Source organism: Ruegeria marina (assembly GCF_900101475.1).
GTDB lineage: Bacteria > Pseudomonadota > Alphaproteobacteria > Rhodobacterales > Rhodobacteraceae > Ruegeria_B > Ruegeria_B marina.
In genome coordinates this window covers 914-22,766 of record NZ_FMZV01000018.1, presented here as the reverse complement: position 1 = coordinate 22,766, position 21,853 = coordinate 914, and the positions used below count along the sequence as shown (strand labels likewise).

General features: G+C 63.3%; 22 protein-coding genes. 12 read left to right on the top strand and 10 right to left on the bottom strand.

Annotation, left to right across the window (positions count from 1 at the left end; genetic code table 11):
* Positions 1-99: 99 nt before the first annotated feature.
* From BLT75_RS19900 to BLT75_RS19855, 8 genes are all read right to left on the bottom strand, one after another.
* Positions 100-3,174 carry an FG-GAP-like repeat-containing protein gene (locus BLT75_RS19900; protein ID WP_093036149.1) on the bottom strand — a complete coding sequence of 1,025 codons (3,075 nt, stop codon included), beginning with the start codon at positions 3,172-3,174 and terminating at the stop codon, positions 100-102.
* Positions 3,171-3,842 carry a hypothetical protein gene (locus tag BLT75_RS19895; protein WP_093036147.1) on the bottom strand — a complete coding sequence of 224 codons (672 nt, stop codon included), beginning with the start codon at positions 3,840-3,842 and terminating at the stop codon, positions 3,171-3,173. Before BLT75_RS19895 ends, BLT75_RS19900 begins: the two co-directional genes overlap by 4 nt.
* The gene (locus BLT75_RS19890) at positions 3,832-4,941 is read right to left on the bottom strand and encodes a GSCFA domain-containing protein (protein ID WP_143028609.1); all 1,110 of its coding nucleotides are present in this window, start codon (positions 4,939-4,941) and stop codon (positions 3,832-3,834) included. The genes BLT75_RS19895 and BLT75_RS19890 overlap by 11 nt, the downstream gene beginning before the upstream one ends.
* Positions 4,942-5,014: 73 nt before the next feature.
* The gene (locus BLT75_RS19885) at positions 5,015-6,157 is read right to left on the bottom strand and encodes a hypothetical protein (protein WP_093036141.1); all 1,143 of its coding nucleotides are present in this window, start codon (positions 6,155-6,157) and stop codon (positions 5,015-5,017) included.
* Positions 6,158-6,190: 33 nt separating this feature from the next.
* Positions 6,191-6,607, bottom strand: coding sequence for a hypothetical protein (locus BLT75_RS19880; RefSeq protein WP_143028608.1), 417 nt, complete (start codon positions 6,605-6,607; stop codon positions 6,191-6,193).
* Positions 6,608-6,970: 363 nt separating this feature from the next.
* Entirely contained in the window at positions 6,971-8,170 is a 1,200-nt protein-coding gene (locus tag BLT75_RS24160) for an SEL1-like repeat protein (protein ID WP_176828147.1), read from the bottom strand.
* Complete coding sequence (locus BLT75_RS19860; protein ID WP_093036135.1) at positions 8,167-9,732, bottom strand: SEL1-like repeat protein; 1,566 nt, start codon at positions 9,730-9,732, stop codon at positions 8,167-8,169. Before BLT75_RS19860 ends, BLT75_RS24160 begins: the two co-directional genes overlap by 4 nt.
* 71 nt (positions 9,733-9,803) lie before the next feature.
* Positions 9,804-10,562: a prepilin peptidase gene (locus BLT75_RS19855; RefSeq protein WP_176828145.1), complete on the bottom strand. Its 759-nt coding sequence runs from the start codon at positions 10,560-10,562 to the stop codon at positions 9,804-9,806.
* Positions 10,563-10,697: 135 nt separating this feature from the next.
* Between BLT75_RS19855 and gspG the strand changes: the two genes are divergently transcribed.
* The 7 genes from gspG to gspM are packed head-to-tail and all read left to right on the top strand — an operon-like array spanning position 10,698 to position 15,154.
* Positions 10,698-11,165: a type II secretion system major pseudopilin GspG gene (gspG, locus tag BLT75_RS19850; protein ID WP_093036130.1), complete on the top strand. Its 468-nt coding sequence runs from the start codon at positions 10,698-10,700 to the stop codon at positions 11,163-11,165.
* A complete protein-coding gene (locus BLT75_RS19845) occupies positions 11,150-11,623 on the top strand; it encodes a prepilin-type N-terminal cleavage/methylation domain-containing protein (protein ID WP_093036127.1) in 474 nt (157 codons plus the stop codon). The genes gspG and BLT75_RS19845 overlap by 16 nt, the downstream gene beginning before the upstream one ends.
* A complete protein-coding gene (locus BLT75_RS19840) occupies positions 11,593-11,985 on the top strand; it encodes a prepilin-type N-terminal cleavage/methylation domain-containing protein (protein ID WP_093036124.1) in 393 nt (130 codons plus the stop codon). The genes BLT75_RS19845 and BLT75_RS19840 overlap by 31 nt, the downstream gene beginning before the upstream one ends.
* Position 11,986: 1 nt before the next feature.
* Entirely contained in the window at positions 11,987-12,586 is a 600-nt protein-coding gene (gspJ, locus tag BLT75_RS19835; RefSeq protein ID WP_093036121.1) for a type II secretion system minor pseudopilin GspJ, read from the top strand.
* A complete protein-coding gene (gene gspK / locus BLT75_RS19830; RefSeq protein WP_093036118.1) occupies positions 12,583-13,491 on the top strand; it encodes a type II secretion system minor pseudopilin GspK in 909 nt (302 codons plus the stop codon). Before gspJ ends, gspK begins: the two co-directional genes overlap by 4 nt.
* On the top strand, positions 13,488-14,663 hold the full coding sequence (locus tag BLT75_RS19825; protein WP_143028606.1) for a type II secretion system protein L: 1,176 nt from the start codon (positions 13,488-13,490) through the stop codon (positions 14,661-14,663). Before gspK ends, BLT75_RS19825 begins: the two co-directional genes overlap by 4 nt.
* A complete protein-coding gene (gene gspM, locus BLT75_RS19820) occupies positions 14,663-15,154 on the top strand; it encodes a type II secretion system protein GspM (RefSeq protein WP_093036112.1) in 492 nt (163 codons plus the stop codon). The genes BLT75_RS19825 and gspM overlap by 1 nt, the downstream gene beginning before the upstream one ends.
* A gap of 6 nt (positions 15,155-15,160) precedes the next feature.
* Here gspM and BLT75_RS19815 read toward each other — a convergent pair whose 3' ends face one another.
* A complete protein-coding gene (locus tag BLT75_RS19815) occupies positions 15,161-15,652 on the bottom strand; it encodes an outer membrane protein assembly factor BamD (protein ID WP_093036109.1) in 492 nt (163 codons plus the stop codon).
* An 88-nt stretch (positions 15,653-15,740) separates the two neighbouring features.
* Here BLT75_RS19815 and BLT75_RS19810 point away from each other — a divergent pair, with 88 nt between their 5' ends.
* The 5 genes from BLT75_RS19810 (at position 15,741) to BLT75_RS19790 (ending at position 21,465) form a co-directional block, all read left to right on the top strand.
* The gene (locus BLT75_RS19810) at positions 15,741-16,205 is read left to right on the top strand and encodes a hypothetical protein (RefSeq protein WP_093036106.1); all 465 of its coding nucleotides are present in this window, start codon (positions 15,741-15,743) and stop codon (positions 16,203-16,205) included.
* A 130-nt stretch (positions 16,206-16,335) separates the two neighbouring features.
* On the top strand, positions 16,336-18,273 hold the full coding sequence (gene gspD / locus BLT75_RS19805; RefSeq protein ID WP_093036103.1) for a type II secretion system secretin GspD: 1,938 nt from the start codon (positions 16,336-16,338) through the stop codon (positions 18,271-18,273).
* Positions 18,221-19,717, top strand: a complete 1,497-nt coding sequence (locus tag BLT75_RS19800; RefSeq protein WP_093036100.1) for a GspE/PulE family protein — start codon at positions 18,221-18,223, stop codon at positions 19,715-19,717. Before gspD ends, BLT75_RS19800 begins: the two co-directional genes overlap by 53 nt.
* A complete protein-coding gene (locus BLT75_RS19795; RefSeq protein ID WP_093036097.1) occupies positions 19,714-20,928 on the top strand; it encodes a type II secretion system F family protein in 1,215 nt (404 codons plus the stop codon). The genes BLT75_RS19800 and BLT75_RS19795 overlap by 4 nt, the downstream gene beginning before the upstream one ends.
* Before the next feature lie 15 nt (positions 20,929-20,943).
* Positions 20,944-21,465 carry a thioesterase family protein gene (locus tag BLT75_RS19790; protein WP_093036095.1) on the top strand — a complete coding sequence of 174 codons (522 nt, stop codon included), beginning with the start codon at positions 20,944-20,946 and terminating at the stop codon, positions 21,463-21,465.
* Positions 21,466-21,529: 64 nt separating this feature from the next.
* Here the strand turns inward: BLT75_RS19790 and BLT75_RS24470 are convergent.
* The coding region (locus BLT75_RS24470; protein WP_218128979.1) for a hypothetical protein at positions 21,530-21,853 on the bottom strand (324 nt) is incomplete at its 5' end.

Genomic DNA, 21,853 nt, shown 5'->3' with positions numbered 1-21,853 from the left:
TTTCCGCCGACCGCGCGCCTGTGCGGAGAACGGCGTTTGACCTGCTTTCCCTTCAAGATGACGCGCGCGGGTACGGTTCTCCAGGACCGAGACCAGCGGTCATTCCGGGGCGCGGCTGATTCGTAGCAGCTGGCCCGCATCGATCGGGCCTTCGATCACGGTGGGATCGCCCGTCCGCCAGTGAATTTCCAGCCTGTCGGCGCCGGTTGCCGTGCCCAGACCGAAATGCACGCGCGGGGCGTCGAACGACATGAAACCGCCGCCGCTCTGGATCTCGCGGGTCAAGGTCCTGCCTCCGTCGAAGGTCAGCCGGACAAGGGCGCCTATGCCCTGCCGGTTGCCTGAGCCGTCATCGAGTTCGAGCGTCAGCGCGTTTCCTGACTGACCGCCATTCCTGAAGACCGCCAGCGGACCGTTCACCGTATGTGTCAGCAGGTCGAGGTCACCGTCATTGTCGAGATCGAACAGGGTGGCAGAGGCGGTCATCAGATAGTCTTCAAGGCCGAAAGGACCGGAGGCTTCGACGAACTTGCCATGCCCATCGTTATGAAAGAACAGGTTCGACGGGCTGACCTCGTTCGGGACCCAGGTTCCGTTCACCACATACACATCGAGATGGCCGTCGTTGTCGAAGTCGCCGATCTTGGTGTCCCAGCTCCAGCCTCCGATTTCCAGTCCACGGGTCTTTGCCGTATCGTCAAAGGCCGCCCCATCCTTTTCCAGAAGAACATTCGAGCGCAGGATCTGTGCGATGGCAGACTGGCTTTCTTCGGCGGTTGGGGCCCGGGAGGGGGCGAAGTGAATACGGCAGTAGGCTGCCGGGATCGGCTGGGTTTCCGGGATCAGCCGGCACAGCGAGGAGTCACGCCGCTGAATCGCCAGATCCTTGATCAGCATGGCCTTGCATTCGTCCTTGTAACGGCCTTCGAGTTGTTCGCAGCGTCCGGCATAGGTCGGGTCGAAATTGTTGCCGGACTTGTACCAGGTCTTGATCTCCATGTTCCGCATGCAGGTGGCGCGGTCATCGGGATCGCTGATCTTGTCGCAATATTGTCCAAGCGGCTGCATCTTGAGTGTTGCCGAAACACCAGAGGATCGGCCGGCGATCTGGGCGAGATAGATTTCGGGGCTGCCGTCATTGAACAGATCGCCGGTCTTTATGGCCATTGTCGTCGTTGTCGTATGTGGGATCAGCCCGTCGTCATGGGTAACGGCGCGCAGGCCGCCCTCGGGTGAGCTGAGGTAGAAGTAGTCGGGAACTTCGAAATCATTGCCGACCAGCAGATCCGCGCGACCATCGGCATTCACGTCGGAAAAGAGGATCGAAAGGGTCTCGCCGGGGATGCCCGGCAAATCGACAAAGGCCTGCCCATCCATCACCTTGCCGGCGGACAGAAGCACTCGGTTGCGGGCCTCCTCGCCCGGCACGCGCCTGTACCAGCCGGCGGCCCAGTTGCCGAGGGCCACGTCGAGATATCCGTCGGCGTCCAGATCGTCGAAAGCCAGGGATAGCGTCAGGATGGCGTCGTCGCGATTGGGAACCGGCACCGCGTCGGCCCAGTCAAACTGGCCGTCCCGGTTCCACAGAATGAAGTTGCCCTGAAGGTAGGTCGTCAGGAACAGGTCGGGCCAGCCGTCACGGTTCAGATCGTTCAACGCGGCGTTGAAGACCGGCATGCCGCCCAGAGGGGCCGGCGGGGTCGGGCGTGCAGTGAACCGTCCCGTGCCGTCGTTTTCGAAAACATAAACCCCCTTCTCGGTCGAGGCGATCACGACATCCAGATCGCCGTCGCGGTCGATGTCGCCCGAGCTCACCGAGCGGCCTTCCCAGAAGGGGGGCCACATGTCGCGCATGGAGAACTCCAGCGGTTTCGAGATGCCGATCTCACGCGCCTCAAGGCGTTCGAAGGGCAGGTCCGAGGCGGCTGAACGCGGGGCAAAGGGCACGGTGGCCAGCGTGATCCGTGACGCGTCGGGGCTGGATACGCGCGGCATCGCCTCGGATGCATGCGCCGGAGAGAACAGGAACCGTTCCGCCCCCAGCAGCAGTTCGAGCGCGCGGTCGCTTTGCCATTGGTGATAGCGTTGTGCGCCGATCCCGCCCGCGATGCCAAGGATGACCACCGCAAGGGTCAGCATCCAGGCGGCCCGAAACGAGATTGCCTGCGCGATGATGAAGAACGAGAACACGGAAAAGCTGCCCAGGGTAAAGAGCAATGTCATCACGAAACCCGGCGCCAGGCCGGCGGCGACAAGGGCACCGGTCACGACCACGTCAAAGGCCATGGGCACCGGCAGGAATACACCGACCATGGCGACAAAGATCAGGGCCATCAGGCCGAACTGAAGTTCGGAAATCCGGTCGAGCGGCAACAGCGTACCCGCGATCGCCCCAAGAATGCCCGCGAGCAGCATCAGCGGTACGGTCAGGCGCACGATGTACCACAAGTTATGTGCAAAGCGCAGGCCCGTGGCCCCAATGGCGGCAACCAGCGTTTCGGGCTGCCGGTCCAGGCCGGTCTCGACGGCACTCCACGGAGTCTGCACCTGAGCCGAGGGGGCAACAACCAGTTGTTCGGCGGGCAACCAGCGGCAGATCAGCGGCACGATCGCAAGGATCAGCAGCAGGCTGAGCGCGATTTTCGTCAGGGCCATGTAGACCGGCAAAAGGCTGAACAGCATCGTCAGCACCACGACGTTCAGCGTCGGCGAGGCGATCATAGCCGAGAGCGTGGTTTCCGCCCTGAGCCCGCCCGCATACATGCCGCGCGCGATCGGTGCGGCACAGTTCACGCAGACGCCAAGCGGCGTACCCAGCAAGAGCCCCATGAAGGAGTCGCGCATCCCGCCGCCAAAGGTACGGCGGCGGATGTTCTCCAGCGCGGTCAGCAGGGCGGCAGCAAAGAGGACACCGAATGTCATGCCCTTCTTGTTGGTATTGATCCAGTTCAGCGTCGAATAGAAAATCCGCTCGATCACACCCATATCGGGGTTGAGGGTGTACTTCGCCTCGAACCCCAGTGGATCCTCAAGCTGGATCGCACCGGACATCATCGCTTTTTCGTCAAGTTCAGGATAGCGCGAGCCGGTCCAGAACATATAGGCGAGAGTGAACAGGATCAGGCCCGCAATCAGCAGTCTTTTTGAATTTGTCGGCAGGGAAATGGTGTTCATTCTTTCAGGCTTCCCGTCTTGGCGATCGAAAATTGGGCTTCTTCAAACACGTCCAGTATCAGGCCCCCCAGTTTTGCATTGCCATGCATCTGGTCCTTTGCATTGCAGAATTCCGGGCGCAGAACATGGTCGTCCAGGGCCAGGTGCCTGAAATCGATGAAACGAGCGCCTGTCGCGGCGACCTCGTCAATCAAAACGTCTTCGAAAGCACGTAACACCGGCAGCAGGGAACTTGCCACTCTCTGAGGTGAACAAGTAAAGTATACCTCCCGTGAATGGTCGGAGAGGAGGCGGTAGAATGCAAGCGCGTTACGTCTGGAGTCCCGAACCGTGTCGGCAAAAGCCTGGTCGGACAATACACTTGGCAAAGGAGCCAACTGTCTCGACTTGGCATAACTTGCGAAGTCGATAGCGAAACGATGTGAGTTGAATCCAAGTGTGGATATGATCGGCCCGTCAAAGGTCAACAGATCCTTGAAACGGTGACCGATCAGGTTCTCGCCCGTTCCAGTATAAACAAATTCGGTTCCCTGCTGGCGCCAGAAGCACTGCTCCAACTGCATCCCCGTGCCCAGGGGACCGCCTTGCCATGACCAACCGCGGGCATCGGCTGCCTCGCACAAGGCGATGATATGCGAGTCTCCGATCAGGAACAGATCAGCGCTCATTGTAGAAATCCAGGATCATTTCGTTGCAAACAGGTTCATCGTCCTGCGATGCAGGCCGCATGCCTGCCGCCTGCAAGCCTGGCACTGCGGTCAATGATCCAGAATAGCTTTGGAAGAAGTGCCGCATTACGAAATCGACCCCCGCCGGAGAAATGGTTCTTTGGTTCGGGTTGTAGAACATTCCGCGCATCGCGGGTGCCGCGACCAGTTCGTAGCTGGGAAAGTAGTCGACATTCTTCCACCTGCGCGTTGCTTCGCCGGCGACCGAGCGCAGGGTCGATTTCGTATAGGTGTTGGCGACCAGGGCATGGCTGTCGGGTACTGCCGTTGCCGTCAGGGACACCGGCGACACGGTCAATATGACCTTGATATCGGGGTTCTCGACTTTTAGCCGCTGCATGATCGCCTCGAAATCGCGCAAGATGGCGTCGGAAAAGTAATTGACCAACTCGTGCCGGGCAGGATCAAACTCTCCGCCCTGAGTACCTGGACACATCTGATAGATCATACCGGTTTCACGGTTCAACCATGCCTCGGTCAACCCGAGTGTAAACAGCAAGATATCGGCTGTGCGAATGGCTTGCCGCAGTGACGCGAAAGTTTGCTCTCTTGCCGCCAGAAAGGCGGTTTCGTCCGCAAATCCTTCGGGTTCAACTGTCGGGCGAACAGGGTCGTATAGCCGACCGTTTTCTCCCAGCCAGGTTTCCTGATTGGCGGTTTCGGGCTCGAACGCCCAATCCAGCCATTGGCGCAGCAACGCAACGGTATAGATGTTTCCGGTTCGTGTGGAAAAAATTCCATAGTTGTACCGGCGCGCTGTTTCCGGAAGCATCATGGGAGGTGCCGGTTCGGCGTCCAGCCAAGTGTAGGACCTTTGTTTCAGGGCGCGGCTCAGAGTTTGAGCAAAACACGAACCTGCGGTGATGATCTTGTGATCAGGCGAGATCTGGAACTTGGGACGATGTAGATCCTGAAGCCCGAATGGTCCCGGTTCTGCAACTGCGGTGCGCCAAAACTGTCTCGCGGGTAGTTCGGAGTACGGAGTGCGGGACTTCATTGAAACGCTTTCCTGCAGTCTGTTATGAGAAAGGAATTGCACAATGCTCTCAAATGGGAAAGGCCATTCACGGTTGAGGTGAACAGCCTTTCCGGATCAGTTCAGCAAATGAAAGTCAGCGAGACAACCTTTGCACTTCCTCGCTGAGCGCCAAGATGCGGTCTTCCTGAGCCAGGGTGTAGAGAGTGAGTTCCTCCACCTTTTTCAGAAGAACCATCTGCATCTTGTTCATGTCCAGCCCTTCCGCGGCAATCTGGCTTGCCGACGGAACCTCGGGAAGATGACTGTTGGCTTTGATGAAAGCGCGAACGTCGTTGAGAGGACGCAGTTCATAATCTTCGCTGAACACATAGTCAGGGACGTTCAGCGTCGTGCTACCGGAAATGAAGTTGCCGGTGATGGTAAGATTGCCACCGGTGCTCAGCTTGAACTCATCGCCCACTGCGTCCGGTGTCACGAAAACCAGATCAGTGCTTCCCGGAATTTGTCCTATCCGCCATTCGACCGGAGTCGAGGCATCGTTGTTGTCCATGATCAGCGCAACCGGGCCGTTGTTTTCAAGTTCGATCATCGACAGGAAGCCGCCGGTACTGCGTCTGATGTGCATGGGAGCTGCCGGCGAGTCCGTACCTATGCCGATATCGTTATCGGCAGCGATGAACAGCGCGTCCGTATCCGCGCCCGGCTTGATCCGGAACGGCAGCTGGCTGCCGTTGGTCACGTCACGGATGAAGAAGTTGGCCTCGTTCGAAACGATGTCGAAGGTCTGCGGGGTGAAGCCCGACGATCCGTCCTGTTCCAGTCGGACGGTAGGCGAATCGCCGTCCTGAATGTGCAGTTCCACGATAGGGTTGCTTTCACCGATACCGACGTCGCCGGCGCTGTCGACGCGCAGCGAGTTGGCCGGGGCGCCGGCATCCACCCGGAACACTTGCCGCGACGTATTGGAGTCTTCGACCGCGAAATAGTTGTCGCCGCCGTTGCTCGAGTCATTGATGACGATCCGCCAGTCATTGCTGGGGAAACTGGAGGAGCCGCTGGTATCCTGGAAATGGATCCGCAGGTTGTTCTCTTTCAGCCGCACCGTGTCGAAGCCGAAGTTTTCACCATTCACGCAGTCGTTGCCCACGCAGAGGCTGAATTGAATGATCACGTCATCAGCATGTATGATGTCCGCATGCGCCGTCTGGGTCTGCAATCCGACGAGGCCGGTCGTGGTGCCAAGCAGCGCCAGTGCGCTCAATCTCACTTTGGTCATTGTTACCTACTCTTTCATTTCCCTGTAAAAAGACTAGTCACCGTCTTCAGAAACTTTTTCGGGCGTGATTATGACGCCCCGCGAGACATGAAATGCCCCGGTCAGGTAGTAAGGCTTGGCCCGCGTATCACGGGCCGCGCTGCCACGGCCGTTGTCTATCGGATTTGCGATGGTTTCCTGCTCGTCCGTCGCCGCTGACAATTCGTAGGAGTAAACTCCGTCCATCGTTTCCTGCCCCGAAAGCTGGAACACGGGTGTGCCGCTAGCGGCGCGGACTTCATAGATCTTTCCGCTTGGCGATTCGATCACCAGGGTGGCGTTGGTCAGGCTGCCCCAGTTCTCGAACCAGAAGGCGTTCGTGTTGTGCTGGGCAGTGGGTTCCGCTGCTATGGCGGAATGAGCCAAGGCCAGACTGCCTGTAGCAACCCAAAAGCGAACCAGTCTCAACACGCCTTGACCTCCAATAACAAAAACTGCCGCCTGCACCGTTCCCCGGTTTTTTGCTCACGACTGACGCTAGGTTACTCCACCATTGGAAAAATTAGAAGGAAAAATAAAGGTTTTTCAGCGGGGGCGGAAGTTTCCGTTTTCTTTCCGGAGCGATCGGGCAAGCAAAACTGTTTCCAGTTTGGAATCGTGGTGCAGTTGAAAAGTGCCCCACTTGGCCCGGTGGCTGCACTCATCGCGCCGAACAGGCCCTTCCCGCAGTCTGCCGCCGGCCGGCGAATGCAACCCGGAGCACTTGGCTGCCACGGCAGGAGGGCGTCAGACCCGATGGAAATCGTACCCGGACTTTGGCCGGGGACATTCGAATCAGGGGTGCCACTTCTGCCAGAGTGCCGCGGCGCGCGCCTGGGCATCTGCCACCTGTGCCGGTGTCATTCGGGGCAGGGCGATTTCCATCATCGCCGCCGCCTCTTCGACCTGCGCCGCCTTGGCCAGGGACAACCACATGTAACCCAGAACGTAGTCCTGAAGCACGCCGCTGCCCCGGAAATAGAGCACCCCGAGATTGGCCATGGAATAGCCGTGCCCGGCCTCGGCGGCGCGGCGGAACCAACGGGCCGCTTCGGCATGAGCGGAAAAATCGTTCTGAACGGCCAGAATCGCCATGCCGGCCGTGGAGATGGCGACCGGGTCGCCGGTTTCGGCCCGAGCCATGATGTGGTCCAGTTCATCCTGCGAGCCGGTGAACGGTATCAGGTGAGGATCGTACAGAGGCGGCAGTGTCTTGGCCGGCTCCGGGCTGACCAGCGACGCCGCGAGCCGGTACAAACTGGCGGCCTCTTCGTCGCTTTGCGGCACCCCAAACCCGTTCTCGTACAACACGCCGAGGTTCCGGATCGCTTCGGGCATTCCGGCGTCCGCGGCGATACGGAACAGTTCGGCGGCGCGCGCGTAGTCCTGCTCCACCCCGTCGCCACGGACGAAAAGCAAAGCCAGATTGTTGGCCGCCTTCGGGTGCCCCCGCGCCGCGATCGGCTCCAGCAGACGGCGTGCCTGATCGGGGTCCGCCGCGGTTCCTCTCCCCTCGATAAGAAGGGCCGCAAGGCTGACGGCGCTTTCCTCGAAACCCAGTCCGGCGGCCTGGCGATACAGTTGAACCGCGCGCGCATGATCGGCAAGATCGCCCGGAGCGCTGTCAAGCGCCTGCGCCAGATCATGGATCATCCGGGCATCGCCCGAAGCGGCAGCCCGGCTCAGAAGATCCAGCGCCAATGCGTGATCCTGCGCCACTCCCAGGCCCGCAAACCTCATCTGGCCCAGTCGGTTCAGGGCGGCCGGGTCGCCGCTTTCAGCCGCCCGGGCGTACCATTTGGCCGACTCGGCAAAGTTCTGAGGAAGCCCGTCGCCGGTACGCAACTGGTCGGCAAGGGCGACCTGGGCTTCTGAATCGCCGGATCGGGCCCTTTCGAGCAGATCGGTTTGCGGGCCGGTCTGCGCCATCGCGGGGGCAGCCATCGGCGAGGCCAACACGGCCGCGCACAGAAACAGGGCGCGCAAGCTGGTCATTCGTCGGCCTTTGGCGCCGTGGTTCCGCCCACAGCGTCGTCGAAGAACGCGCGTGACAGGGATTGTGCCTGTGCGATCTGCTCGGGCGTCATCAACTGGGCGATGACCTCGCGCATCTCGGCGGCGCGCTCCATGCCGGTTGCGGCGGCGATGTTGTACCATTGATAGGCAAGAACCGGGTCGACCGCGACCCCGGTGCCGGCGGCATAGAGTTCGGCGAGACGGAACTGTGCCGTCTGGTCCCCGTTCGCCGCGGCCTTTGACAGCAATTCGGCGGCCCGTGCCTGGGTCGCTTCGTCATCGAGCAACAATCCCGCCAGTTCAATCCGTGCGGCCCCGATCCCGACCTCGGACTTTTCTTCCAGCCATGCCCTGGCGGCTTCGTCGCCATCCTTTGCGGCTGCCGCGATCCAGGCCGCCCTGTCCTGGTCGTCGATACGCCCTTCGAGTGCGCCGGCAAGCGCCAGCCGGCCCAGTTGTACTGCGGCTTGCGGGACGCCGCCCGCAAGAGCGGCACGGTAGTATTTCTCGGCGAGCTGGATGTTGATGTCGGTGCCGCGCCCCTTCTCGTAGAACAGGGCCAGCGCCAGCATCCCGCGCGGCAGGCCGCTGCGGGCAGAGCGCGCATACCATTCGAACGCGGTGGCGTCGTCCTGCTCCACCCCATCGCCCGAGGCGAAGATATAGCCCAGGTTCGACATCGCGCCGGCATCCCCCAGATCGGCTGCTCGGGTCAGCAGTCGCAGGGCTTCATCGATGTTCTTGTCAACGCCGTTGCCGGTGAGGTAACGGGTGCCGAGAATGCGAAGGGCCGCGGGTACGCCGTTCTCGGCCGCACGCCGGAACCAGATCAGCGCGTCATCCGCCGCCGCCGGACCCTGGCTGTCCAGGTTCAGTGCCAGAAGGAACTGCGCCTCGGGCAGGCCATTGGAGGCTGCGGCCTGCATGTGGTCCAACGCCTTCTGCGGATCGGGCGCCGTGCCTTGTCCTCGGGCATAGGCCCGGCTGAGTGCCAATTCGGCCTGGGGGTGCTGTCGTTCGGCCGCGGCAAGAAACCAGCTGAACGCGGCGCCGTCATCCTGCGCCACTCCATCGCCGGTCTGATAGGCGATACCCAGCAGGTACTGGGCGCTCCGGTCGCCGCGCGTCGCCGCCCTTTGTAACAGCGAGACATATTTCGACATGTCAGCTTCGACGCCCTTGCCGTCACGATAGAGCTGGGCAAGCAGCGTGGCGGCCTCGACGTGGTTATCATCGACCGCCTGTTGCAGCCAGAACACTGCGCCGGGAAGATCCTGCGGGCCGCCCAGCCCTTCGTAGAGTATGCGGCCATAGCGGTATTTGGCATTGGGCGTACCTTCCGGGGCCAGTTGGGCCAATCCCGCGCGGGCAGTCACGAAATCTCCGTTGCGATAGGCCTGAACCAGCGCCGCCATCTCGGGCTGTTCGGCGCCCGGCTCCGTTTCGGTCGTATCACTGTCTGCCGTGATCGTCTGGGCGGTCAGAGGTTGGGCGAAAAGAAAAAGCGCGGCAAGGCAGATGAGACCGGTACGAATGAACATATGATTAATCGGAGTGCTCGAGTGTCAGTTGTTTGGCGAAAGCCTAGCGCATGTCGTTGCTGCATGCGAGATCAGAATACAGGGGTGGTCGCCAGCCATACCATTCCGGCGGCAAAGGCAAGCGCAGTGCCGAACGGCAGGCGCGTTTTCGAGGACAACGGACGGCGCGTAAACCGCTGTCCGACAAAGGCCAGCACCAGGCCGGACAAGGCTGCGACCAGCATCAGATGCGGCAGCAACCATGGGCCGGCAAACGCGCCCAGCCCGGCCATCATCTTGACATCCCCCAGCCCCATGCCCTCCCGTTTGCGCAGGCGGGCATAGCCCAGGCGGACCAGCCCGAGCGCGACGCAACCCACGACGGCACCGCTGACCGCCATCCAGAGGCCCGGGCCAGGCGGCATCGTGGCGCGCCAAAGGGCGACCGCCAGCAGGGCGGCTGTCAGCGCATCGGGGAGACGGAACCACATCAGGTCGCACAGCGCCAGTGCCAGCAGAAGCCAGAGCATCAGTGCGGTAGCCCAGATCCAAGCCGCCGGTCCTCCGGCGAGAACCGCCAGCACCGCAAGCCCGGCCGCTGCAAGCTCGGAGTAAAGCGTCCAGGGAGGAATGGCCGCGCCGCACTTGCGGCAGCGTCCCCGCGCCACTGCAAAGGAGAGTACCGGAATCATGTCGGCCGGGCGAAGGCGGGCGCCGCAAGACCGGCAGGCCGAGGGTCTGGCCAGAACATCCTCGCCCCTTGGCAGCCTGTCGGCCAACACTGCAACGAAGGAACCCGCCGCCGGTCCGGCGAGCAGAAGCAGCAGGACAAGGGGGTCTGTCAGAGGCAACAACGGTCCTTTCGCGGGTTCGGCAGTGCCCTGTTGCCTGCGGGTCGGGCGAAGAACGGGCTTGCGCCCGGGCGCGCGACTTGCCAGCAAAGGCACGCGAGGCATAGGATGCCAACAGTGATAGGGTGATACACGATGCAAAAGCAACAGCTTGCGGTGCAAACGAAGGCTGCGGCCAACCCGGCGGACGAGGGCTTTTCCCTGCTGGAACTGATGGTTGTCGTGGTCATCCTTTCGGTTCTTGCCCTCGCGATCGTGCCAAGGGTCATTGACCGTCCCGACCAGGCGCGCGCCGCGCGGGCGCAATCGGACATCGCGGCGCTGTCCAGCGCCGTTTCGCTCTACAGGCTCGACAATTTCGTTTACCCGACCACGGCGCAGGGGCTATCGGCGCTGGTTGCGCCTCCAAGCAGTGAACCGCTGGCGCCGAACTGGGCAAGCGGCGGTTACATCGCCCGCCTGCCCAAGGATCCCTGGGGGCGCGAGTACCTGTATCTGCAACCCGGGGTGCACGGGGCCTTCGACATCTTTTCCCACGGCGCGGACGGGCAACCGGGCGGGACCGGCGCCAATTCGGACATCGGCTCTTGGCAGAGCAACTGACGCCGGGGGACCAATGGGCAAAGGCGGGTTTCACCCTGGTCGAATTGCTGGTGGTGATCGCGATCCTTTCGGTGTTGTCGGTGGGATCGGCCCTGCTGATAACGCGCCGTCCCGGTCTGGAGCAGGGGGACGCCGCGGTGTTTCGCGATGCGCATGAGCGGTTGCGCAGTCTGGCGGTGCATTCGGGAAGGGCGCACGGGCTTTATCTGGACGTGCGCGGCTGGCAGCTGGCCGAGGCCGGGCCGGACGGATGGCGCAGCGAGGGAGTGCGTCTTGCCTGGCAGGCACCGGTACGCTTTCGCGCAGAGCGCCTTTCGGACCCGGCCGCGCGCGCTCCTGAAATCCGGTTTCTTCCGGATGGGCGCAGCAGCGCGTTCGAGGTAATTTTTGGCACCGGCGACGGTGCGTTGCGCTGTCGGGGCGACGGATGGGGGGGACTCTCATGCGGCGCAGGTTGATCGCGCCGCGACAGGAGCGGGGCTTGACCCTGCTTGAGCTGGTCGTGGCCATCCTCGTCCTGTCGGTGGCCACCCTGGGCACCTATCGCGTGATGGGAGACGCCGGGGACCAGATCGGCCAGGAGCGCGAGCGGATGCTGGCGCAGATCGTCGCGGCAAATCAGATCAGGCTTTTGCGCCTTGCCATCGTGACCGATGCGCCCGAACCTGCGCCGCGTGCCCAGATCGGACCATACGGTTTTGCACTGGAGACAACGACCGAGCGCACGGCTGGAGGGCTGTTGCAAGTGACCGTAACGGCCCGCGCGGACTCCGGGCCTGGTGCGCATCTCGTTTCCTATCTGCCTGCGTCGGGACGTTGAGATGCGGCGGGATGCGGGTCTGACCCTGATCGAACTGGTGATTGCGATGGCGCTGTTCGCCTTTGTGGCGGTGATGAGCCTGTCGGTGCTGAACGGGACGCTGCGGGCGCAGGACCGCTATCGGGAAGTGGAGGCCCGCACCGCCGAGGCGAGCCTGGCGCTGACGTTGTTGCGGCGGGATCTGGCACATGCGGTGCCCGCGTCTTTCGTGCAGCCGGGTGGTGTCGAGTTCTCATCGCTCGAGATGATTGATCCCGGGCCGGTGCTGCGTCTGTCTCTGGCCGGGCAGCCTTCGATGGGTGAGCCGGGGGATGACGGGATGCGCCGGGTTGAATGGCGTTTCGACCGCAGCCGCGGGGCGTTGCTGCGCCGGGTCTGGCCGACCCTGACCCCGGCACAGCCAGGCCAGGTTTCGCCCGAAACTACGATGCTGACCGGGGTCGAGCGGCTGCACCTGCGTGTCTACTCCGACGGCCAGGGCTGGCTGGACTGGACGGAGCTGCCGGAGAACCAGATCGTACTGGCCTTGCCTGACGCGGTCGAAGTCACGGTCACACTGGAGGGTTACGGGCCGGTGCCATTGGTCGAGGTCTACCGATGAGAGCGCAGAGGGGATTTGTTCTGGTCAACGCGCTTCTGATCGTAGCAGCCCTTGCAGTGGTGGCGCTTGTGCTGCTCAGCCGGGCGCAGGCAGGGCGCACCCGGTTGGCGCTGGGGCAGGAATGGATGCAGACCGATCTGTATCTGGACGGGTTTGATGCATTGGCGCTGACCGTTCTTGACCGGGATCTGCGCGGCCCTGCATTGGACAGCCTGGAAGATGAATGGGCCGCGACCGCGCTGAATGTCGAGCTGGACCGCGGGCGCGTGGCCGGTCGCATCGTCGATCTGCAAGGCCGCTACAGTCTGAACCGGTTGACCGGCAGCGGGTCCGGCGAGATGCGTGCCGAGTTTCTGGCTCTGGCAGAGGCCGTCGGCCTCAGCGTGGCCCAGGCCGAGGCGGTTGCGGATTTTCTGGGCACCGATGGCACACCTCCGCTTGCGGGCTATGGCGGCCGCCCCATACCGATCCATCCGCGGGGCGGCACGCTGGTTGCGATCGACCAGCTGCGTGCCGTTCCGGGAATGACGCCGGATGCGCTGGCCCGGTTGGCGCAAGTGGCCGCTGCGGCGCCGGACGTGGCGATCAATGTCAACACGGCACCGGCCGCCGTCCTGATGGCGGTTCTGCCGCAGGTTCCTGCCGCCGCGATACGCGAAGTCCTGAGCAACCGGGCAAGGGATCCGTATCCTTCGGTCGAGGCGTTTCTCTTGACGATCGGGCAGGCCAGCGATGCCGATCCGGATTCGGTCGACGAGACAAGGTTCTCCGTTGAATCCAACTGGTTCATGGTGGAAGCTTCGGCGACGCTGGGAGATACGATACTGTCTCGGCACACGGTGATCCGCCGCGCAGGCGCCGAAAGACGCGCCCGGGTGGAGTACCGTATCAGGAGTAGGGAATGAGCGCCTCGCGCCGGAACAGAAGAAGCAGTGCACGCGCGATGCCGGAATTCGCTCCGGTCGGGCAGGCCGTGGCGGGGCAGGTTGCGCTGGTTCCCGGCGCCCAGGCACCGCTGGTTGCGGTGGATCTTCCGGACAGGGTGCGCGGAGTCCAGCGGGAACGGATCGCGGAACGCCAGTTGCGTGACCTCATGGGGCTTGACCCGGCGCGGACGGAACTGCGGCCGCTGCGCGATCCCGACCGCCCCCAGGGCTGGACCCGGATGCTGGTCGCCGACAAGGCGCAGGTCGCCGCGTGGAGGGTGGAAGCGGGAGAGGGGTGCCGAGCGGTTCTGCCCGATTACCTGTCCCTGCCTGCCGCGCCGGACATATGGACCGTATCGCATCAGGACGGTCAGATTTCGGTGCGGATGGGGCCTTTCGACGGCTTCACGGCCGAACCGGACCTGGCGCGGACCATTTTCGAACGCGCGCTGATCGACAGGAAACCCAAGGCCGTTCTTTGGCAGGGCGACCGGCTGCCGGGCTTCGATGCGCTGTGGAACACGCATGATCTGGCGGTGCTGGGTGCGGCAGCCGAAGCCGCGGACAGAAATCTGCCGGTGCCCATGGTATTCGCCCATGGTGAGGAAAGCGTCGATATCGGCCAGGACCCGCAGCAGGATCGTATTCGCATGGCGCGGACCGTTTTGCCGTGGCGATGGCCCGTGCTGCTTTCGATGTTGGCGGCCGCGATTTGGGCCGCCGCTCTGATCGTCGAGACCCGGCAGGCAAGGGCACTCGCCCTGGCGACGCGGGCAGAGGCGGTTGCGCTCGCACGCGCCGAAATCCTTCCTGATGGCCCGGTCCTGGACCTGCGGGTTCAGGTCGGAAATGCGCTCGACCTTTTGCGTGCCCGTGCCGAGGCACAAAACGACCGGCGCTCGCCGCTGGAACTGACCGAGCGGACGATGGTCGTGCTGAGGGATGTCGAGGCCATGACCGATGTCATCGAATATGGCGGTGCGACGGGTCTCCGGGTGCAATTGACAGTGCCCGATTTCGGCAGTCAGGACAGGCTTGTCAGCCGATTGGAAGCGGCTGGTCTTGCCGCTCGGGTGGCCGAAAGCGGACTGGACGAGCCAGGCGGTGGTGTGCGCGTCGAACTGGTGGTCACCAGTGCGGAGGGCGGCTGATGGGGGAAAGGCTGATCTTTTTCCTGCTGGGCCTTACCCGCCGCGAGCGCTTGCTGCTGGCGGCGCTGGCCCTGGTGGTTTTTCCGGTCGCAGTCTGGATCGGAATCCTGCAGCCCCTGATCGAGCGCCGGGATGCTGCCCGGACCGAACTGGCCGATGCGCTTGTCCTGCGTCAGTGGGTTCTGGAAGGGGCGGAAACGGCGGCTCGGCTGCGACAGGCGGGGCAGGGCGTCGACACCCGGCCCATCGGCATTGCCGGACTGGAAAACACTCTTATAGCTGCCGGTTTGCGCGAACATGTAACCGATCTTTCGCGCCGGGGCGGCGATGTCATCGAGTTGCGGTTCGAGGATGTCCCGTTCGTCGCGCTTGGCGAATGGCTTGGCGACGTTTCGCTCGGCTGGGGGTACGACATCTCCCTGTTCCGGGTCGAGCGTGGCGCGGAACCCGGGGTGGTCGCAGCCAGTTTCAACCTTGTGCCGCGCGGATAGCGCCCGTCAGCCGCCAAGCTGCTGGTCGAGCCGTGCCTTGCGCGCCGTTAGCGCTCCGTAACGGTCGAGTTCGGGTGTCTCGTTCAACGCTTCGGTCAATGCCGCGCGGGCCGAGCGCAGATAGGCGTCGCCTTCGGCTCCCGGTTTGGTCATGCCGAGCTCGTGTTCGGCGGTGCCCTGCACGACAAGTGCCGCGCTGCGCGCAGGTCCGGTCTGGGAGGCTGCGAGGGTCCGCGCCTGTTCGGCCGCGGCCTGGAACTCGTTCGCCCGCAAAAGCGCATGGGAATACTCCAGCCGCACCCAGGGCTCGTATCTGCCGGAATTCTGCAGAAGCCGCGCATACCCGCGCGAGGCCTTGTCGAATTTGCCGGTCTCCAACGCGTTGCGGGACGTGGTGTATTCCCGCTGGAACCCGTCAGGACCGACTGCGCCCTCGTCGCAACTGGACAAGACCAACCACAAAGCGCCGGCCAGCGCCGGTTTCCATATCTTGTTCATTTTCGTGACCTGCTCTTTTGTATTTTCTTTCCTTTTAATACAGTTCGGGTCATCCGGTCCATCGGGCCGGGACGGAAAGGGCGCAACTATGGCAGTTCGGTTACTGGCGGCCGTCTTCACGTTTCTGGCGCTGGCCGGTGTCGGCCTGGCGGGGATGGAACTGCGCCGGGTTCTGAGCGGCACTCCGCCCGAGGCGTTGGAGGCCGCGGCGGTGGCCGGTGCACCGCGGCCGCAACCTCCTGCATCCGCGCAGCGCCGGGAGACCGAGTGGCCGGCGCTTTTCGGAACGCTCGAGCTTGCCCCCCCGGAGCCACCCACGCCGCCTGTACCTCCGCAACCGCCGTCACCGCCCGTGTCGAGCCTGGGGTATGTTCTGAAAGGCACTGTCGAGCTGAGTGGCAAGACATGGGCCATTGTCTCGCATCCGACGGGCGAACGGATCCTGAGGGTGGGAGATATCCTTGCCGATGGCGTCACCGTCGCAGGGATCGACGAAACCGGCCTGTTGCTCGAGACCGGGCGCGGCCGCGAAGTGCTGGAATTCGCCAGATAGCAACAGTTCCGCCGTCGTTGAGCATCATTGCAGTGTTCTTTTTTCCACAAATCCGCTAAACTCGCCGCAATAACGAGCAGAATGCCCCGGAACGTGGGTAGAAAAACGTCAAGTCAGGCAGGCCAAGCCGATGAAATTCTTTGGGAAATTGCGCGCCTTTGCGGTCGCGTCCTTAGTGTTTGCCAACCTGTGTTGCGCCCCGTCGGCGCAGGCGCAAGTCAATCTCGACCTGCGTGACGCCGACTTGCGCAGCTTCGTTTCGATCGTCGCGGATGCGACCGGCCGAGGGTTTGTCCTGGATCCCAACGTGCGTGGTACGGTTACCGTGCTGGCGCCCGACGGACTGCCGCCCGATGCACTATACGAAGTTTTCCTCAATGTTCTGGAATTGAACCGGCTCACCATTGTCGAGGGCAGAGACGCCGATCGCATCGTGCCGATCTCCTCGGCACGCGAGCTTTCCACCGGGAGCGAGGTCGTACTGGACGGCGGGTACGAGACCCGGGTGATCGAGGTCGTCAATGTGCCCTTGCAGGAAGTCGTCGAGGTTGTTCGCCCGCTTTTGCCGGCCGAGGCTGTTCTGACCGCTGTTCCGAGATCGCGAATGCTGATCCTGTCGGATCGCGGCGACAATTTCGCCAAGATCGAGAAACTCATCCGGCGGCTGGATGAACCGCGCCAGCAGCCGGTGACGCTGGTGCAGGTCCACAATGCCAACGCCGGCGATCTGCTGCAGGTCGTCCAGTCCCTGAACATCGTGCCGCCCGAGGCAAGCGTGACCGTCGATCTGCGGTCCAACGCCCTGATCGTGGCGGGGCCGATCAGCCTGGCAGACCAGATCAGGGTTCTGGCAAACCGCCTGGACACGCAGGATGCGGGCATTGCCTCGGCGGTTGAGAAGCTGCGCTATGCGGATGCCACCGCTCTGGCCGATGTGGTGCTGCGTTCGTTCACCGGGCAGCAGCAGGTTTCGGGTGAAAGCGCTGCGATCTCGATCGTGCCGGATCTGGCAACCAACTCTCTGTTGATTACCGCGCCCGCCGACCGGATACAGAACATCATCGCCATGATCCGCTATCTCGATCAGCGGCCCGAACAGGTTCTGGTCGAGGCGGTCATCTTCGAGATGTCGGTCGAGGGGTTTTCGGATCTTTCGGTCCAGTTCGGCGCAGTGCTCAACGACGCTTTGGTCGGCGGCGTGCAGTTCGATCTGCAAAACCGCCCGACCTTGACCAGCCTGATCACAGCCGCCGTCAACGGCAACCCGATCTCGCCGGGCAACGGTGGCATTCTCGGCGGTGGCCGTCAGACCGATGACGACGCCTTCTTCGGCTTCATCTCTGCTGTGGCAACGACGAATTCCACGCGATTGATGGCGACACCCTCGGTGATGACTTTGAACAACAAGGAAGCCGAGATCGTGGTGGCGCAAAACGTGCCGTTCGTCACCGGCAGCTTTACCACCGTCGGCACGACCAACAACCCCGAGAACCCGTTCCAGACCATCGAGCGGCAGAATGTCGGCCTGACGCTGAAAGTGACGCCGCAGGTGAATGGCGAGGACACCGTTCGACTGGTGATCGAGCAGGAAGTATCACGCCTGACCAATTCGACGGCCGCATCGGGCGGCGAGATCACCGCGAACCGGTCTTTGACAACGACGGTTCTGGTGCGCGACAGCAATGTGGTGATGCTTGGAGGGCTGCTCGAAGACGCATCGACTTCGCAATCGCAACGGGTGCCGACGATTTCGGAAATCCCGGTTCTGGGCTCCCTGTTTCGCGGCAAGAACGCGGCCAAGGATCAGCGCATCCTGCTGATCATGTTGCGGCCGCGGGTGATCAGTTCGGACGCCGAGGCGCGGCGGCTTGCGGACAAGGCCGCCAAGGATGCCCGACGCGCGACACTTGCCATGGCCACGCGGGATGGTGAACAATTACCCAAGACCCCGAGCGGCATTTTCCCTTATGACGGCTCGGATTTGAACCAACCGTTTGACGCAGGTTTCGTGGACGATGTCGCGCAATCCAGAAACTTCCCCCTTCTCCCGCCCCGAATCCAGTTCTGAGGCGGTGCGGCTGCCGTTCGGCTTTGCGCGCGATCATCAGGTTCTGCTGGATGGGGCCCGGCTGATCGCGGGGCCGCACGCGACGGCCCCGGGTCTGATCGAGGCGCGCCGCCGCGCAGGCCGACGACTGGAGCTGATCAACGAGGACCAGGCCAATTTCGAACTGGCGCTGACGCGGGTCTACCAGGCGGGCGCCGCCGATACATCCGAACCCGAACTGACCTTCGATCTGGAAGAGACCGACCGGGTGGCCGGCCACCGCGACCTGCTGGAAGAGGTCGAGGACGCGCCGGTGATCGAGATGGTAAACCAGTTGCTGCGCCGCGCGGTTCAGGCCGGCGCCTCGGACCTGCATGTCGAGCCGCACGAGGGGGGGCTGCGCGTCCGGATGCGCAAGGACGGCTTTTTGCAGACCCTGTTGGATCGCAAGGACGTTCCTGTGCGACGAATCGTTTCGCGCCTCAAGGTGATGGCCGGGCTGGACATCGCGGAAACCCGGTTGCCGCAGGACGGGCGCATCCCGGTACGGCTGGGCGGGCGACTGATCGACACGCGGGTTTCCACTCTGCCGTCGAATTATGGCGAGCGCATCGTTCTTCGGATTCTCGATCGTTCGACAGGGCTTCTGCCGCTTGACGCGCTTGGCCTGAAGGCCGACCAGATCGCCCTGCTGGAACGCCTGTCGGCGCTTCCGAACGGTATCATTCTGGCCACGGGCCCCACCGGAAGCGGCAAGACGACGACGCTCTATTCGCTGTTGAAGCTGTCGAACCTGCACGAACGCAACATCGTGACCGTAGAGGATCCGATCGAATACGACCTTCCGTCGACATCGCAGACCCAGATCAACGCCGACATCGGAATGACATTTGCCGCCGGGTTGCGCGCGACCCTGCGGCAGGATCCCGATGTCATCCTGGTGGGTGAGATCCGCGACACCGAAACGGCATCGGTCGCGGCGCAAGCGGCCTTGACCGGGCATCTGGTCTTCTCCTCGCTGCATGCCAATGGATCGGTCGGGGCGATCACGCGGTTGCGCGACCTCGGGGTCGACGATTTCCTGATCGCATCGACCCTGCGCGCGGTCATCGCGCAGCGGCTCCTGCGCCGCCTGTGCCCGGCCTGCCGCAGGCCGCATGCCCCTTCGGTCGCGGAACGCGAACACTTTGTCCGGCACGGGGTGGATGTGCCGGAACAGGTCTATTCCGCTGGTGGATGCGATGGCTGCAACGGGTCCGGATATGCAGGCCGGGTCGGGATCTTCGAGATGTTCGAGCTTGACGCCGCGCTGCGCGATGCCGTGGATCGCGCTGCATCGGAGGCGGAAATGCGGACCCTTGCGCTGGATCCCCGCGAAACACTGATCGGCCAGGGCCTGTTGCAGGTGCGCGCCGGCACGACCAGCCTGTCGGAAACACTGCGTGTGGTGGGTGACACCGCATGAGGGCCTTTGCCTATACCGCCTTCACCGCCGAGGGGCGGCGCAAGTCCGGGACGGTCATCGCCGAAAGCGAGATCCACGCCACCCAGATGCTGAAGCAGAAAGGCCTGTTTGTCGCCGAGTTGCGCGGACGGGTCAGCCTGCGCACGGCTGCCGGTCGCGGGACTCGGCGAAACCGGCTCAATTCCGATATGCAGGCGGTGTTCACACGGCAGATGGCGGTTCTGCTATCGGCCGGGCTGACCAGTGAATTCGCGCTCGAAGCGGTACGTACCGGCGGTGCTGGCCCTGCCATGGAAGGGCTGGCGGCCCATGCGCGCGCGGCGCTTCTGGATGGTCAATCGCTGTCGGATGCGCTCGAGGGCAGCGGCGCGGGGTTTCCGCCCTACTACACCGCTTCGATCCGGGCCGGCGAGACGTCGGGCGACGTTGCCGAGGTCTTCCAGAAACTGGCAGAACATCTCGAAAGCGCCGGAGCCGACCGGGCGCAGATCTCCACGGCGTTGATCTATCCCATGTTCGTGGCAGCGGTTTCCCTGCTGGTCTGCGGTATCCTGATGACCACGGTGGCGCCCGAGATCGTGCTGATGTTCCAGGGGTCGGGTCGCGAGATGCCGCCGCTGACCGTGGCGATGCTTGCGGCGAGCAACTGGATCACCGGCAACTGGCCCTGGCTGCTGGGCGGTGGGGCAGCGGTTGTGCTGGGCTATGTGGCAGCGATGAGAAACCGGCGGGCCCGCGCGCTGCGTGACGCGGTGCTGCTTCGGGTGCCCCTGGTGGGTGGCCTGATACGACAGGCAGCCGCGGTGCAGTATCTGCGCACGCTGGCTCTGGTCCTGACCAGCCGTCATGCGGTGCTTCGCGCCGTCGACAGCGCCGCTGGAGTGCTTACGGTGGATCGGTTCCGGCACGAGGCCGACAAGGTGGCCGAGGCGGTCCGCGCGGGTGCGCGCCTTTCGGATGCGGTGGCCGCCATGTCCATCATACAGCCGGTGGTGCTGCAACTGATGAGCGTCGGCGAGCAGTCGGCCAATCTGGCACGAATGACCGAACGGGCCGCGGTTCTGACCGAAAATGCATTGCGCACCGAACGCAAGCGCATTGCCGCGCTGCTGGAGCCGATCCTGATGATGGTGGTGGGCGCGGGCGTGCTGGTCATCGTGCTGTCCGTGCTGCTGCCGATCTTTGATTTGCAGAATGTCGTAACCCAGTAGAGGTGCCGAGGCCGAATGCTATCCCAGTCCACCCCCCAGAGCGGCCACGATGGCCCCTATCCCGCACCGGTCGACGTCAGGGGTTTTGCCGTCCGCCCCGAATGGATCGACTATAACGGTCACATGAACGTGGGGTATTACGGGGTGGCCTTCGACCAGGCGCTGGACGTGATGCTGGAAGAGCATCTGGGCACCGGCAAGACCTATGTCGAGACCGCCGGATACGGTCCCTACATCCTTCAGTCTCATGTCCAGTTCCGACGCGAGTTGCTGGAAGGCGAGGGCTTCCGGGTAGAGTTCCTGCTGCTCGATCATGATGCCAAGCGGATGGTCTATTTCGCCCGGATGATCTCGGAGCGGGACGATGCACTTTGCGCCACCCAGGAGGCGCTCTTGATGAATGTCAGCCAGGAGACCGGGCGCGGGGCGCCGTTTCCGGATTGGGCACAGGCGCGGATTGCGCGCATGGCCGCGGCGCATGAGGCATTGCCGGCGGACCCGGCGATCGGGGCGCGGCTGGGCATCCGACGCGACTGATCCGGGAGGCTATCGACGGAACAGGACCGGCGCTGGGCCGGTCCTGTCTGGTTTCATGCGCGGATCAGACCGCATCGGGCTCCCATTCGGGGTCGTCCATCATCTCTTCGGGCGGTGGTTCGTCATCGTTCATGGGCTGGGTCATCAGCCCGAAGATGTCGTTGAGGGTCGGATGTTGCCCCGAGGTGCCGCCGCTTGCGTAGATCACCTTTTCACCGGCCTCGCCACAGTCGGACGGTTCACCTGTAAAGGCAGGCAGAATACCGCCGGGCGCTAAGTCCCAGCAGACTTCGGAGCCCTTGGTGCCGCCGAAGCCCTTGGTGCCGCCGGAACCTTTGGTGCTGCCGGAGCCTTTGGTGCCGCCGGAGCCTTTGGTGCCGCCGGAGCC